Genomic DNA, 17,180 nt, shown 5'->3' on the forward strand with positions numbered 1-17,180 from the left:
TCGCTCTTTTGTTCAAACTATTAAGCATTAACCACTGTGAAACGCTTTTTTTCCGAACTTGGTTTAATAATTTCTGACACAATTGCTTTGGCCATCGTACCACTGTTTGTAACAGATTCGTTATCTTCACCAAAAAGCAGATAGTCTGTTCCTAACTTATATTGGGTTGCTTCGCCTGCTTGGAAAGTAATACCAGGTGATACACCAGTCCAATTGACATTATCAATATTTCGTAAAAAGTCTAGTTCCTTTTTCTGATTATCTGGTATTGATACCCAAGAAGCAGCATCTGGCAATTTTTTTAAATCCTCTAATAGTAAATGGTTGTCTTCCCCAGTCATCAAGCTGCCTGCACCTAAAATAAAGATTAAACGTGGAACAGTTGTTTCTCGGAACAGTCCAATAAGATAGGCTGCTAAATCAATATGTCGATATGCCAGCGCAGGAGCTGTAGCAAATGCATTAATAATTACATCAAACTGCAACAATTCTTCTTTAGTCAATGCAAACGCATCTTTTTCCAAGACTTTTGCGTCCTGACCAAGTGTTTTGTGCGCTTTGACAGTAGATCTTACAATCGCGGTAACATCAAATCCCTGATCGAAAGCTTCTTGATATACTGCAGAGCCAGCCATACCTGTTGCGCCAATAACACCAATTTTAATTGCCATGTTTGCCTTCTTTCTTAATACTAATTACTTAAAGATCTTAAAGCGTGCATCATCCGTCATGTATTCTTTAGTACCTGCTGGTGCTTCAATTGATCCAAATGGCATCTGACCACGTAAGTTCCATGATTCAGGTATATCAAATGCTGTATGTACGTCGTCATCTATCAAAGGATTATAGTGTTGCAGGCTGGCACCAATGTCATTTGCTGCCAAGGCTTGCCAAACATTAATCTGGGCCATACCATTTGCTTGATCAGCCCAAATTGGAAAGTTTTCCGCATATAAAGAAAGCTGTTCTTGATATTGCTGAACAATATCATCATCCGTGAAGAACAGGATTGTTCCAACGCCCGCCTTGAAACTATCAACTTTTTGACGAGTTGCTTTGTAACTTTCTTCATCAGGAACTTCTGACTTTAATCTTTCGGCAACTATTTCCCATAATTTATCAGATGATTCACCAAATAAAATCGCAGCTCTGACCGTTTGGTTGTTAAAAGAGCTTGGTGATTCTTTAATTGCTGACTGAATTAATTGGGCAATGTCCTCATTGTTATCAGCTACATTCTTGCCTAATGCATAAATCGATCGCCTTTTCTTAATTGTTTCAATATAATCTTGATTAACCATGTGTGACACCTCTTTCATTTTGTAGTATACTTTTAATTATAGACTGTAACAATATTTGTTACAGGTAAATCATACTACGGATAATGAAAATTTGTCAAGAAAAAAGTATCGAAAAGATACTAGAAAGTGAACATAACCATGAAATACTCTACTAAGTTAAGCGATGCTATACATATTCTAACTTATATCGTCATTAATCAAGGCACTGACCTGTCAAGCACACAAATTGCTAAGAGTGTTAACTCTAACCCCGTGGTTATTCGACGGATTATGTCACAGCTCAAAAATGATGGTTGTTTATTATCTAGTAATGGACGTGCAGATCCAAAATTAGCTCGTCCAGCCGACACAATTAGTTTATTAGATATTTATCGCGCTGTGGAGGAAGACACCTCATTTCTCAAAATTGACACCAAAACAAATCAAAATTGTAATGTTGGTAGTCACATTCAGACAACTTTGGATAAATACTATAACCAAGTACAAGAAGCTGCCGAAAAAGAAATGAATAAAATTAAATTAGCCGATATCATCAAGGAAATTCAAATAGACAATTAAATCAAAAAGCCAAAGGTCAAAAGGACCTTTGGCTTTTCACTATATATACAGAAAGCTTATGCTGACACAGCATTTCCATTATTATCAAATTGGTAAACCTTACCCTGAGCACTTATTAAAGCACTATCTTTTGTTTGTACACCAGTGACTTCATCAAAATGTTGTAAGCTGTCGTCAACTGCTTTAAAACCTTTGATAAGTTGATAATTAGCATCTGTTAAATACCAATTACCTTGATACTCGAAATAATCATTTTTTACAGCGACACCTTGTGTTGCATTGAAATAATAACTCAAGTTAGTATCTGGATCCACAATGATAGCATCTTTCACTTGCTCACCGTTTTGATCGAAGTATCTTAGTACACCATCTTGCAATACAAACCCTGTTTTCGCACGACCACTATCATCTAACAACATATATTTACCATCTGCTAATTGATAATACTGATTTGTGATCAAATTTCCTGTGTTATCAAAAGCATAGGTAATACCATTAATCTTCTGAACACCAGTTACTAGGCGACCATCAGTGGCACTCGTATAGAAAGTATCACCGTCTGCATCAATGAATTCACCTTTACTTTGATGACCATCATTATAGAAATATTGTTTCTTACCATTAATTGTTTGGAAACCAGTGACAGCATGGCCATTACCATCAAAATAGAACCATTGATTCTTACTGTTTTGCACATAACGTAGGATAGCTAAGTTACCACTACCTGGTTCAAAGTAATACTTATAACCATCAGTGCCAATCACAAACTTATCCTTAACCTGCACACCATTTTGATCAAAATACTGTTGATGTCCATCAATCGTTGCAAGCCCTGATTTAAGCATTACACCAGCATCATCAAAGTAATACGCATTTCCATTTTGATCAGTTATATATTGGTCAAAAACTTGATGACCTTTCTTATCGAAATAAACAATTGTACCATCTTCGTTTTGTAAGAAGCTCTTGACCAGTTCGATACCATTAGGTAAGAAGAAGTAGGTATGGTTATTAATCTTTTGCAAACCTGTTACTAAATGACCTGTTTTATCAAAATAGTAATAGTTATTATCATCATCTTGAATAAATGCATTTTGGGCACGATAACCACTTAATGTATAATAGATGATTCCTTTATCATCGTGTGTAAAGCCAGTTTCTGACAGATCATTAGTTAACTGTTTTGGTAAGTAGTCACCATCTTCAGTGTTCGAAACGACCTTAAAATACTTATTAGAACCCATATCTTTCAATACGTATCCAGCACCTTTACCTTGGATGTTAGAGCCATTGAAGTACTTAGCCGCCCACTCAGTAATCTTTACACTGCCATCAATTGGAACGCCAGTTGAGATTTGATTCACTTTAAATAGGGATGGATAGAGTGCCTGTAACTCTTCTAAGAAGGCACCACCATACATCTCTTGATATTGACCACCCCCACGACTTTGTACAACATATAAGGCATTGTCAATATCAGAATCTGTATCGTCATCTCCAAATGAATTTGTTCTTGTGACAGTAGCTAATTCTTGCTCTGGCAAATTATAAATTTGGTCCGGCACCCAATCGGCAATGGCTTGAATACCGCTAGCATGTAAGGCTTTAATAGCATCGCGCAACTGATCAGCAGTTCCATATTTTGTCGGTGTGCCATAACCTAAGTCATAACGATCCGTGAATGCATACCCGTTTTGAATAATTGAATCCAAGAAACTTGTATCTGTACTTGAACGATATTGTGGTGCCAATTGGAAGCTTGTCACACCCCATTGCTTAAATTGGTCCGCATTCTGAGCGATGACTACGTTTGTATATTCACTGCTGTCTGTAGCAAATGCTTGGAAGTTTGAGAAACCTTCGTAGATGACTTGAGAATCAAGAGCAGCGTTTGAATGGAACACTTTATCACTCGTGTTTGTTGTTGTATCAGAGGCCGTTCGTGCATCTTGATCTTGTTGCGCACCTACCGGAACCCAAACTGCCAAGTAACCAGAAACTTGTGGATTTTGTACACCATAAATTGATTCATTCGTAAAAATCAAATCGCCGTTAGCATCTGTGTACGCCACAGGTGCATTTTCATCAGTATCATAATAAGCTAATCCATCTGCAGTTGTTGATAACAAAGCACGATAAGCTTGGTTCTTATGAGCTGCCCCCATGTGCAATGTGACTGTATGCCCATCCTCTAATTGTAGTTCCGCGTTGTTGCTGACGATGACCCCAACACCTTCAGTACGCGTCTCAGATGTTCCAGTGTCAGAAGCCGTCATGGCATCTTTACCATAGCGAACACTTGTTAACACGTCATTACTATCAACGGACATCGATTGGCCACCAGCAACATATTGGACTCTAGCCTTCAGCAAAGTGTTAATCGCATCATAGTATGGTGACTTTGTTGCCATATATTGACCATCATCTGTATATAAATCGCCATAATAGACACGAGGAACAGTATCCTTATTGGTTAGCAACATCGCATAAGCACTAGCCATATTATATTGTGTGTACTTTTTGTCTGCTAATTTTTCATCTTCATTGTATACTTTGAAAGCAGCTGCCAATTGTTCTGTTGTTGGTGCTAAACTATTTTCAACATCAGGATACAAATCGGAAACAATTTGGGCAATAACCGTTTGCACTTCGCTGTCGTGTGCACGTACAAAGCTGTAATTAGGAATGGCTTCGTTTTCTGTACTATCATTAGATCGATCAACCATATAATAATCCACGAAGCGCTGCATTGTACCTCGTATGTCAGATGATTTTGTTAGAGACCAGATTAATTGTGTGTGCACATAATCATCCATGGTTAATTGATTGCTTCCTTGATCTGTTACATACAAAGGATCATTGTGACTCCAATCTTCCAAAATTGAAAGATGCTGATTAGCAGTAGCATCATTTTGATCAACACCGTAAGCTAGTTTGAAATAATCGGCAGCAATTTGTAACAAATCAGCATCCACATTGTCGACTGCATCTACACGAATACCATCAAAATTAGCATCCGCGTCGTTGGCCGTAATCGTACCAAAATTCATTAAATAATATAACCAATTCAATTGTTCTGCTTGTACTACAGGGTTTGAATTATCAACGTCATTGGCTAACAACAATTCAAAACCACCTTTTGAATTATCTAAATTATACGCTTGTTCACCAGTCTGGTTTGTTGGTGTCCGATTAAGTAGTCTAAAGTTTGAATTAGCATCAGGTGTCAGTGGACTGTTGACATAAGTTAATGCGCCATTTTGTAAATGGTCATTGCTCATATCTTCACTAGTTTCATTCCACTGTGGTTGCGTGACAATGAAGGCCGCCATTGCATCCTTTAACCACTCTGTACTTTGTTGCGCACTAATTTTCATTTCAATTGATTTTTGAACATAGTTACTTGCTTCATTTAATAAGCTTTGGCTATCCCCAGTTTCAAAACTGTCCGCATTACTGATAAACCCTAAATCAGCCATGTAATTTAAATAGTTGACCTGGGTGTTCTTATCTGGCCACCACACTGACAATATTGGTCTGAAATCTGTATCTGTAGAAGGTTCCCAGTCTGTTCCGTTACGTAAAATATCTGTTGGACGATACCATGAACTAGCTGTTAAATAGCCGTCAATATTTTCAAAGTCCTCAGCATCCGTACCGTGGGCTGCATTATGTTCGCTATAATCCGTGTTTTGTGTCGTCAAACCTTCTTTTATTTCAGAAGTTGTGTTAGAAACTTCTTGCCCTGTTTCCTGATCAAATGTCATTATTTGACCATCAATCACACCAGAGAAGCCTTTTTTTAGTTGCCCAAGATTATCAAAATAATAATTTTTGCCTTCGATATTCTTAATACCGGTAGCAGCATGTCCTTTATCATCAAAATAGTATGTTGTACCATTTTCAGATTGGTAATATTGATTAAAAATTTGTTGCCCTTCATCGTTAAAAGCAACTATGTTCCCATCAATGCTTTGCAGACCAGTTAACTCATCACCTGAGTCCTTATCAAAATAATATGTTTGATTATCAATTGTGACATACTGTCCTTTGACTTGTTTACCACTCTCGTCAAAATATTGAATATTGTTGTCTATCGTTGATAAACCTTTAGCATTTTTGCCATCATCAAAATAATAATACCAACTACCGTCTTTTTCAACGTACTTGCCGCTAACTTGTTGTGTTTCGTCAGTTGTCGTTTCAGCAGGATCAGTGTCAGTTGAAGCAACTGCTGATTCCTCATCTTTGCTAGTAACATTGGTTTGAGCGACTTCATCTTGTTTGTTATCGACTTTTTCATTATCAAGTGCATGATCATCTGACTGTTTTTCTGTCACATTATTATCAGCAGATTGCGTTGTGTCGCTTGCAGCTGTTGTTACATTATCATTAGTAGCTGCAGACTGTACTTTATCATTTTCTTCGGTAACCGTAGTGTTCTGCTGCGTATCCGTTGTATTATCTGAAGCAGATTGAACGTTATTCGCACTCACATCAGGTACACTACTGTCTCCCAAAACACTTGGTGTTGCTAAAGCAAATGAGGCGGTTAATGCAAAAGCACAAACCCCACCAACTACCCAACTTTTCCCAACTTTATAAAGCTTTTTCCGCATTACTTTTTCTGTAAATGGCATAAATTTTCTCCTTATAATATTCTCTTCTATTACATTGAAAAATTATAACTTAATTTATTTGTAAAAACAGTAAAAATTTCAATACATAATTGACATATTTTTAAAAAACATTGTAAAAACAGTCAATCAGAGAATTATATTAATATTATAAACATTAATTTTTTTATAAAAAAACATTGTTAACTTATCTAGTGATAAGTTAACAATGTTAATTATTATTAATTAGTCATTAATTTTATTGATTATAAAATAATAAAAAAATAAAATAAAATCACATAATATATAAAAGAGGCATTTAACAAGACTAATATGTCTCGTAATAAATATACGAAATAATGAAATTAGTATCTTTATAAATAAATCGTGTTGGTAATAATAAATATAAAGTAATTAAAAATAAATATTATTGTTATTTATTACATCATATTCTAATCTTTTTGTATAATTTAGAAATTATAAGCAACATCGCTAGTATAAAGGCTTCCAATGCCGATGCAAAATATCGGTGTCCATTTGTTTTAGGGAGCTGTAACCCATTATTTTTGGATTGATTTATTTTCTGTTTTTCAAGATCTTTTTGAGAAACTACAGCATTGGTAGTTTGATTTAATCTAGAAATATCATTGGCGTTATCTTTTGCTTCTAAATTATCCGTATGCAAAGTCTTTCCTTCATTCTGGTTTTGCTCACTTTTGTGGTAACTACTTGTCCCCCCAATGATAGCAGCTAAATCATTTTCCTTTAATTGATCGGCTGAAAAAGTGCTTTGATCAGAATTGTGATCGGCTTGATAATAACTCTCTAACCCTTGATTAGGTACGTTATCTGCATCGTTAGCTGAAACTTGCTCTTCTTGAACTTGATTGTTGTTTTCAGTAGGTGAGCACTCTTCTTTGACTATCATTTCCTCTATGGCATCACCGCTTGTTTTGGATGTACTTAAGGCATTACTTTTAAAGCTCTCCGTATTGTCTCGCCCTTTTTTAGTATCAATGCTGTCTGCAACATCTTTGTCCTCAATACTATTTGTGGCCTCTTGATTATTTAAACTGTTCTTGCCATCGACACCATTCTGACCATCTTTGCCGTTTACGCCATCTTTGCCATCGACACCATTCTGACCGTCTATACCGTTTACACCATTTTTGCCATCGATACCATTCATACCATTTTTTCCGTCGACACCATTTTGACCATTGATGCCGTTTACGCCATCTTTGCCATCGACACCATTTTGACCATCTTTGCCGTTTACGCCATCTTTTCCGTCGACACCGTTCTGACCATCAATACCGTTTACACCATTTTTGCCATCGACACCATTTTGACCATCTTTGCCGTTTACACCACTTTTGCCATCGACACCATTCTGACCGTCTATACCGTTTATGCCATCTTTTCCGTCGACACCATTTTGACCATTGATGCCGTTTACGCCATTTTTGCCATCGACACCGTTCTGACCATCAATACCGTTTACGCCATCTTTTCCGTCAACACCGTTCTGACCATCAATACCGTTTACACCATTTTTGCCATCGACACCATTTTGACCATCTTTGCCGTTTACACCACTTTTGCCATCGACACCATTCTGACCATCAATACCGTTTACACCATTTTTGCCATCGACACCATTTTGACCATCTTTGCCGTTTACACCACTTTTGCCATCGACACCATTCTGACCGTCTATACCGTTTATGCCATCTTTTCCGTCGACACCATTTTGACCATTGATGCCGTTTACGCCATTTTTGCCATCGACACCGTTCTGACCATCAATACCGTTTACGCCATCTTTTCCGTCAACACCGTTCTGACCGTCTATACCGTTTACGCCATTTTTGCCATCGACACCGTTCTGACCATCAATACCGTTTACACCATTTTTGCCGTCGACACCGTTCTGACCATCGATGCCGTTTACGCCATCTTTGCCATCGATACCATTCATACCATCTTTTCCGTCGACACCATTTTGACCATCTTTGCCGTTTACGCCATCTTTGCCGTCGACACCATTCTGACCATCGATGCCATTTACACCATCTTTGCCATCGACACCATTTTGACCATTGATGCCGTTTACGCCATTTTTGCCGTCAACACCGTTCTGACCGTCTATACCGTTTACGCCATTTTTGCCGTCGACACCGTTCTGACCATCGATGCCGTTTACGCCATCTTTGCCATCGACACCATTCTGACCATCGATGCCGTTTACGCCATCTTTGCCGTCAACACCGTTCTGACCATCGATACCGTTCACGCCATCTTTACCATCGACACCATTTTGACCATCAATACCGTTTACGCCATTTTTGCCATCGACACCATTTTGACCATCTTTGCCGTTTACGCCATTTTTGCCATCGACACCATTTTGACCATCAATACCGTTTACGCCATCTTTGCCGTCAACACCGTTCTGACCGTCTATACCGTTTACGCCATCTTTGCCATCGACACCATTTTGACCATCTTTGCCGTTTACGCCATTTTTTCCGTCGACACCGTTCTGACCATCTATACCGTTTACGCCGTCTTTTCCATCAACACCGTTCTGACCGTCTATACCGTTTACGCCGTTTTTGCCATCGACACCGTTCTGACCATCGATGCCGTTTACGCCATCTTTTCCGTCTTGGCCGTTCTTGCCATCAACAGAATAAGTATAAATCACCCAAACATTCTGTTTTGGATTAGAAATATTTTTTTGCTCAGTAAATACACCGCCATTACCATCTGCTGTATAAGTATAATGTAGTAATCCATCATTAGAATTGGTAATGCCTGCCACTTCTTGATTAAATGTTTCTGGAATCTCATATGTGGTTACATCTTCGTCTGAATTATTGCTAATGAAATTACCTACTTCATCGTAATAAGATTGACCACTAGTTCCCTTAATAGTTTGCGTCGACTGTAATTCTTTGCCATTTATCCTCTTAAGAACATAGTGAACTGTGACTTCAGATTGATTTTTCACGCTTGATTCTGTCAAAGCTGGGCTAGTTGCTGCACCATAACCCTTCTGATTATTTTCAGGTGTTCTTGTATCATTTGATACTTCATTTTCCTGATGAACTTCGGGATCTGAATCAGTAATTTCTGCTACTAATGGTTGAATATTATTGTTTTTTTCGTACGTTATAGTATTTAAATGATAAGTAACCGTAACTGGATCAATCTTTTCCGGCTTTTTCAAAAATGCTAGTTCATCAGAATTCATATTATGATTTTCATGCCACCAACGAGCATTTTTATTCATCGGAACTGCACCAATATACAATGTTGGTTTATCCGTTGTAAAATCTGTAAAAGATACACCTTCTTCAATAGCATAATGTTGTGGGTTAGTATCCTCATCCCAATTTGGGGATTGGAAATCAGCACTTGTGTTTACATAGGCAAGTCCATCAGGGGCATTGTCTGCAATGCCATCAGCGCTGATATAATCTAAGCCAATTGTTGATTGCTCATTAATAATAGCTGTTTTGGCGTCATTCGTTTGAACATACTCTTTGCGATTACCGTTCCAGTTATCCCACTCTGGACCAGCAAAATTTGTCGAACTTAAGGACCCAGACAAGAAATATACTTTAGGTTCCTCATTTGAACCGGAAACCTTAGAAATCGGTACAACTTCATGACTATCACTATAGGTAAACCAGAAAGTTGTTTGCCAATTTAGATTCGTTGCCCATATGTTATCAACGGCATTACTACTGATAGCTAAATGCGGAATGCCAGACTCCTTATAGTTGTTAGTGTCATTCCAATTGCCATTTTGTAATTGAAAATCATGGAAAATTTCGTGAAAATCGACACTTCGCTTATTACCATCAGCATCCTCGATACTTCCTGAACGTGACCACGTTTTTTCGATTGTAGCATTCAATACCTGTGGCCCTACATATTCCCATACCTTCGTACTATCGCTGAGATTTGAATGTGAACCAATACCCGTGCAGATTTTGCTGGGTTCTATATTCGACGTTGGACTACTCTCATCCGCCGGTTTTGAAGTATCAAAATCCAATGCTTGTTTAGCAGCTGATGTTGCAATCTGTGTTTTGCCATCCTTATTTTGCTGTTTCCCCTTATGTAAAGCTGATTCGTATTCTTCAGTATGTTGATTAAATTGTTGATTATTTTGCTGTTGCGTCTTTTCAGCATTCTGTAGTTCAGCAATTTGTTGTTCATAGTCACTTGCAATATCGTTTTTAACCTTAGCAATATCCTCCGTATTCTCAGAATCACTCACTATATTACTTCGGGTGGGTTCCTGTTTAACAACAACCCCCACACTTTCAGCCGATTCAACAGCACTGACAATTTCCGTATCATCTACCGCCATAGATGTCTGATTGTCCGATGGATTCTCTGATACGAGAGCGACATCTTTATCATTTTGAACTAAACTGCTTTGCTCTGTAGTCTTTCCATCATCAGCACTGACAACTGTTACAGATGCGTTAAACAACACCACAGCAACCGTTGCAGTTATCCATAATTTCCCTGACTTATATAATTTATATTGATCTTTTCTATTTTCCATATGCTCCCCCGAGTAATTATTGTAAGTGTTCATTATATCATTTTGATAAACGTTAAACAATAATTGTATAACTTTAGCAAACATTTAAATGAAAAAAATATCCTTGATTTCTTTATCAAGTCCTTTAGCAATTTTTTTAGCCGTTGGTGGTGATGGATGCTTCTTATTATTTAAATATTCTGTCATCAATGAATAATTGACCCCTATTCTTTTGGAAAAAATCGCAATACTTTCCCCACGTATTGCGATTTCCTTTCTGACTGAAGTAGCATCTCGAAATTGTAGTGTTAGTGACATTTATCTTCCCCATTCTTTATCATAGTGTCATTATATAGGCGTTGTATCACATTGTCAAACGTTTTATATTCTGTTTTGCAACTTATTGTGTTTATGTTTGTTTTTCATTTGTATATAATAAAAGTAAACAACTAACAGGAGGGTTTGCATATATGGTAACAAAAGAACAGTTCGGCCAAAAAATTAAACATATTAGAGAAAAAAAGCATTATACTGTTCGTCAAGCTGCCCTACAAGGTAATTTTTCATCCGCCTATTTATCTCAGATTGAAAATGGCAATAAAAATATTCCTAAAGTCGAAACACTTTATCGCATTGCTAAAGGACTGAGAATATCAAAAGATGAAATATTACATATTGCCGGAATTACTTCCCATACTTCACCTAAACACCCCAATAGTGTAGATCTTGGCAAACAATTTGCCGATGATGATTTGCTCTTGTCTTTTGAAGGAAAACCTTTATCCCCAGAATATCGCGAAGCAATTTTGTCCATACTCCGCACCTTGCCAGATGTCGATGAAAAAACAAAAGAGGATTAATTTTCAGTGTACATAGATGACAGAATTTCAAACTATCTTGAACAAATCGTGCAAAAAAATGGTTTGACATTAATACATATTGATGGCACAGAACTTGACCCAGATGTGGCCAATGGTCGTAAAAGAGCTATCATCATCAACAATAATTACAAAACAAATTTCAGTCGCTATTTTCGAATTGCGCATGAAATATCTCATTTAATTTATACAAGAAGCAACGATACTTACGCGTTTTCTCCTCTTTCAAAATTATCAGATGAAACGGAAGCTAATTTACATGCTATCCAAATTTTAGTAGATTTTTATTTCTCAGAAATCCCCTTAAAACAAGAACGTTGGGAACGGCGGTTTCACTTTATTGAAGCGTTTGGTCTTGGTCAAATAACGCATCTTGTTGAAAAAATATTAGCATAAAAAAAGTGCCACCAATTAATTGATGACACTTTTTTGTGTTATTAGCTAAATTCGGTTAGCTTTTAATCATCTCTCCAGAATTTGCGTCATAATATTTTTGGCTACCGTCAGCTTGTGTTACTGCGGCTCCCTTAACTTGATGACCATTGGCATCAAAATACAGTTGTTGTCCATTTATATTTTGTTCCCCAGTTACAGCAACACCATTAGCACCAAAATATGCCCATGATCCGTCTGATATTCGTTCAAAGCGATTCGTCACCATATCACCAGAATCTGCATCATAGTAGCGCATCTTCCCATCAGTAGCCGTGTATTCACGACCCTTAACTTGGTTACCGTTGCTTTCAAAGAACAAATGTTGACCATTAATGACTTGTGCGCCGGTTACGATGTTACCTTTTTTATTAAAGTACGCCCATGATCCATCTGATAACTTTTCAAAACGATTAGTGATCATTTCACCAGAATTAGCATCATAATAATGCACTTTGCCTTTTTTATCAGTCGCTTCCTTACCTTTAATCTGTTGTCCGTCGGCATCAAAGAACAATTTTTGCCCACTAATTGTCTGTGCACCAGTTACAGCGATACCGTCAGCACCAAAGTATGACCATGTACCATCTGTGTTTTCACCAAAGCGGTTCGTCACCATATCACCAGAATCAGTGTCAAAGTAGCGTAGCTTTCCGTCTGCATCTTTCACGGAAGTCCCTTTGACCTGAATACCGTTCTTATCAAAGTATTGGATATGCTCCTGCCCATCAACAGTCACGGTTGTTAAGCCAGCATTAGCCATAACACCATTTTTGTCAAAGTAACGCCAAGTTTTATTAGCCAACATGTAGTATCCATCAACAGCTTGTTTGCCATATTGATTGAAATAATAAACATTTCCTTTACTATCTTCTAAGATAGCATCTTGTAATTCAATACCATTAGGCAAGAAGTAATAATTATTATCATTGACTGTCTGGAAACCATATGTCATATAACCATTCTTGTCAAAGTAATACCAATTAGATTTGTCATCTTGGATGAATGTATCTTTTGCCTGGTATCCACTTGTAGAATAATATGTCATCCCACCATCAGTTGAAATAAATCCAGTGTTTGATTCTTCATTCGTCAACTGCTTTGGCAAAAATACACTGCTGTTGCTTGAAGTGCTTACCTTGAAGTACTCATTTGTAGCCCAGTCCTTAAGGACATAGTAAGCACCACGACCTTGAATGTTAGTACCGTTAAAGTACTTAGCGGACCATTCTTTTATCTTTTCACTAGCATCCATTGGTACGCCGGTTGAAATTTGATTTTTTTCGAATAGAGAAGGGTACAATTTCTTGATTTCATCAAGGAACTCTCCACCATATAGTGCCTGATATTCTCCGCCACCAACGGTTTGTGAAGCATATAATGTTTTATTAATTACAGAATCTTGATTATAGATTCCTGAGTTGTTGACACGTTGTACCGCAACCACTTCTTTACCTGTCAAATTATAAATCTGGTCTGGTACCCAATCTGCCATTGCCTTGATACCTGTCGCATGCAAAGCTTTAATAGCTGTACGGAGTTGATCTACAGTACCATACTTCGTTGGTGTATTGAATCCAAGATCATAACGATCAGTAAATGCATAACCATTTTGAATAATTGAATCTAAGAAACTACTATCCGTACTTGAACGATATTGTGGTGGAAACTCGAAGTTCGTAATTCCCCAACTCTTGTATAAATCAGTATTGTTTGCAATTTGCACATTAGCATATTCAGCTTCTGTTGTTGGTGTAGATTGGAAGTTAGAGAAACTTTCATAAATAACTTGAGAATCAAGTGCGGCATTTGAATGTAATGTTTGTCCATCAGCAGTTGTTGCTGTACTACTTTCAGTTCGCGCATCTTGAGTATCTGAAGCACCAACGGGTACCCAGACAGCCAAGTATCCAGAAACTTGTGGATTTGCTGTACCAACAATATCTGAACTATTGAAAATAAGTTGCCCATTACTATTTGTATATCTTATTAAGCTTTGTGAGACATCACTATCAGATACATAAGTATCTATGCCATCTTTAGTTGTTAACAAAGCAGGACGATAAGCCTGGTTTTTGTGCGCTATGCCCATATCTACAACTACTTGATCTGTACTGCTCAACTTCAAATCTGGGTTATTACTTTCAATTACTGCAATACCTTGCGTACGTGTTTCATTTGTCCCTGCATCGGTAGCAGTCATGGCACCATTACCATAACGAACTGATGTCAAAATGCCTCTATAACTGTCAGCAGCCATACTACTATCACCTTGCATATATTTCATAGACATTGTTTGCCCGCCAGAAACATACTTGATACGAGACTTCAGCAAAGTATCAATTGCATCGTAATAAAGTGACTTTGTTGCCATGTATTGACCATCATCTGTATACATATCACCATAGTACACACGTGGCACTGTATCTTTATTCGTTAGTATTGTGGCATAAGTACTTGGAATGTTATATTGTGTGAATTCTTTATCCGTTTTCAACTGATCAGCATTATAAATTTTAAACGCTTCTGTTAATTGGTCCATCGTTGGTGATAAGCCATCAGAATCCGGATCAATTCTTTGTTTAATAATTTCAGCAATAACTGTTTGTACTTCACTATCATGTGCACGAACAAAAGAATAATTTGGTTGTGCGGTATTATCTGTCGAATCATTTGTACGATCAACTAAACTATTTGTCAAAAAAGGTTCTAATCCACTTCTTTTATTACCATATTGATCGACTGCTGGCATAGTGAGTGAGTATTTTAATGACAAACGCAATTTATTATCCATTGACAATTGATTGTCGCCATTGTCTTTCACATATTCAGCATCATTGTCACTCCAATCTTCAAGAATGGAAACATGTTGATTCGAAATTGCATCACTCTTATCGACGCCATATGCTGCCTTGAAATAATCAGCTGCAATTTGCAATAAGTCGGCATCAACGTTATCAACAGCATCTACTCGAATACTATCAAAGTTAGCATCTGCATCGTTATTAGTAATTGATCCAAAGTTTAACAAGTAATACATCCAATTTAGTTGTTCTGCTTGAACAACTGGGTTTGAATTATCCACATCATTGGCCAAGAGGAAGTCATAACCACCTTGAGTTGGATCTGTCGTATACAAAGGCGTGCCTGTTTGATTTGTTGGTGTGCGATTAAGTAATCGATAATCAGAATTGGCATCTGGTGTTTTATCACTATTGACATACAACAATGCACCACCTTGCAAATGATCAGTTCCTTTTGATTCACTAGCAATATTCCAATTTGATTGGCTATCAACAAATTTTGAAATATCATCCTTTAGCCATTGTGTTTGGCCTTCTTGACTAATTTTTTCTTCAATTTTCACTTGAATGTTCTGTGCTGCTTTGTTCAAAGCGTCTTGACTGTCATCTGAAGTATAAACAGTTTCCGTTTCAGTGGCATCTAAATACTTCATCGCATTCAAATAGTTTACTTGTGTTGCCTTATCTGGCCACCAAGTCATTAACAATGGTCGTAAATCGTCATCCTTTGATGATTCCCAGTTTTGACCGTTGACTAATATGTCCTTAGGCCTGTACCAACTGTCGGCTGTTAGGTACCCGTCAACGTTTGTATAACTATCAGAAGATGTACCAACTGAGGCATTATGCTCCGTATAAGTATTATTTTCACTAGTCAATCCTTCTAAAAATTGATAGTCATTTGTATCAGCTAATGCGCCAGTCTCTTTATCAAAATAAAGTACCTTACCATCAATTACGGTAGCAAAGTTCTTTTTTACTTGATCATCATCGTCGTAATAATATGTTTTGCCATCAATCGTTTTCAGATTCTTTGAACTAGCTTCTAATGCTGCAGTAGTATCGGCCGTCTTCGAATTGTTATCAATCGTTTGACTTTTTTGTGCCGATGAACTTACATCTTTATCGCTCGCTGTAGCTGAATTGTTATTATCAGATGTGCCGACTGTTGTTGCTGTTTTATCATCTGTTGATGTAGCTGCTGTTGTTGTAGCCTTATCATCTGTTGATGTAGCTGCTGTTGTTGCAGCTTTATCATCTGTTGATGTATCTGCTGTTGTTGCAGCTTTATCATCCGTTGATGTAGCTGCTGTTGTTGCAGCTTTATCATCCGTTGATGTAGCTGCTGTTGTTGCAGCTTTATCATCTGTTGATGTAGCTGCTGTTGTTGTAGCCTTATCATCTGTTGATGTAGCTACTGTTGTTGTAGCCTTATCATCTGTTGATGTAGCTGCTGTTGTTGTATCCTTATCATCTGTTGATGTAGCTACTGTTGTTGTAGCCTTATCATCTGTTGATGTAGCTGCTGTTGTTGCAGCTTTATCATCTGTTGTGATTGATTTGTCAGACGTAGTCGCATCCAAATTCGATTGATCGACTGCCGTGGCCACTACTACCCCATTGTTTTGTGAAACATCAGCTTGTGCTTGTTGAATAAAACTGGTAACACCAATTATTGAAACACTCCCTGCAATGACTAACATTTTCCCAGATTTATACATCTTTTTCCGGAAAACGCTTGTTGCATTTCTATTTCTCATTTACTTCTTCCCTTCATTCTTTCCCTTTTTGGCACAAATAACTACTATATTCTCTAATCAAAACGGTTATTTGTGCTTGTGAGATCCTAAACATTTATGACTAAGAATGTTTTGTCAACAAATGTTTTTTACAAACGTTAATCATTAAAACTAACTATTTTAATATATAATGAAACAAATATTTAAAATAAATTATGCAGAATTGAATAATTAGAAAATATTAAGGTTATTTTAATATATAATAAGTCACTGCTTTTAAATAAA

The 17,180-nt window shown here is 37.2% G+C and carries 9 protein-coding genes; 3 read left to right on the plus strand and 6 right to left on the minus strand.

The genetic code is table 11. The features are described 5' to 3' along the window. Positions 1-20 precede the first annotated feature (20 nt). Both LEUM_RS08500 and LEUM_RS08505 read right to left on the minus strand, forming a co-directional pair. Positions 21-671: an NAD(P)-dependent oxidoreductase gene (locus LEUM_RS08500; protein WP_010283757.1), complete on the minus strand. Its 651-nt coding sequence runs from the start codon at positions 669-671 to the stop codon at positions 21-23. 24 nt (positions 672-695) lie between these two features. Beyond that, positions 696-1,301: a nitroreductase family protein gene (locus LEUM_RS08505; RefSeq protein ID WP_011680346.1), complete on the minus strand. Its 606-nt coding sequence runs from the start codon at positions 1,299-1,301 to the stop codon at positions 696-698. A gap of 138 nt (positions 1,302-1,439) precedes the next feature. On the opposite strand from LEUM_RS08505, the gene LEUM_RS08510 reads away from it, so the two are divergent. Beyond that, positions 1,440-1,859 (plus strand): Rrf2 family transcriptional regulator, encoded by a 420-nt coding sequence (locus LEUM_RS08510; protein WP_011680347.1) that lies wholly within the window; start codon positions 1,440-1,442, stop codon positions 1,857-1,859. Positions 1,860-1,915: 56 nt separating this feature from the next. On the opposite strand, the gene LEUM_RS08515 is transcribed toward LEUM_RS08510, so the two are convergent. The 3 genes from LEUM_RS08515 to LEUM_RS08525 form a co-directional block, all read right to left on the minus strand. Continuing rightward, the gene (locus LEUM_RS08515) at positions 1,916-6,499 is read right to left on the minus strand and encodes a glycoside hydrolase family 70 protein (protein ID WP_011680348.1); all 4,584 of its coding nucleotides are present in this window, start codon (positions 6,497-6,499) and stop codon (positions 1,916-1,918) included. A 421-nt stretch (positions 6,500-6,920) separates the two neighbouring features. After that, positions 6,921-11,063, minus strand: coding sequence for a KxYKxGKxW signal peptide domain-containing protein (locus LEUM_RS08520; RefSeq protein WP_242824521.1), 4,143 nt, complete (start codon positions 11,061-11,063; stop codon positions 6,921-6,923). Positions 11,064-11,147: 84 nt separating this feature from the next. Continuing rightward, positions 11,148-11,360 carry a helix-turn-helix domain-containing protein gene (locus LEUM_RS08525; protein WP_011680350.1) on the minus strand — a complete coding sequence of 71 codons (213 nt, stop codon included), beginning with the start codon at positions 11,358-11,360 and terminating at the stop codon, positions 11,148-11,150. Positions 11,361-11,512: 152 nt separating this feature from the next. Here LEUM_RS08525 and LEUM_RS08530 point away from each other — a divergent pair, with 152 nt between their 5' ends. Continuing rightward, a complete protein-coding gene (locus LEUM_RS08530; RefSeq protein ID WP_011680351.1) occupies positions 11,513-11,902 on the plus strand; it encodes a helix-turn-helix domain-containing protein in 390 nt (129 codons plus the stop codon). Between the two features lie 6 nt (positions 11,903-11,908). After that, on the plus strand, positions 11,909-12,316 hold the full coding sequence (locus LEUM_RS08535; protein ID WP_011680352.1) for an ImmA/IrrE family metallo-endopeptidase: 408 nt from the start codon (positions 11,909-11,911) through the stop codon (positions 12,314-12,316). A 55-nt stretch (positions 12,317-12,371) separates the two neighbouring features. On the opposite strand, the gene LEUM_RS08540 is transcribed toward LEUM_RS08535, so the two are convergent. Beyond that, positions 12,372-16,916 (minus strand): glycoside hydrolase family 70 protein, encoded by a 4,545-nt coding sequence (locus LEUM_RS08540; protein ID WP_011680353.1) that lies wholly within the window; start codon positions 16,914-16,916, stop codon positions 12,372-12,374. Positions 16,917-17,180: the final 264 nt, after the last annotated feature.

This window comes from Leuconostoc mesenteroides subsp. mesenteroides ATCC 8293 (assembly GCF_000014445.1).
Classification (GTDB): domain Bacteria; phylum Bacillota; class Bacilli; order Lactobacillales; family Lactobacillaceae; genus Leuconostoc; species Leuconostoc mesenteroides.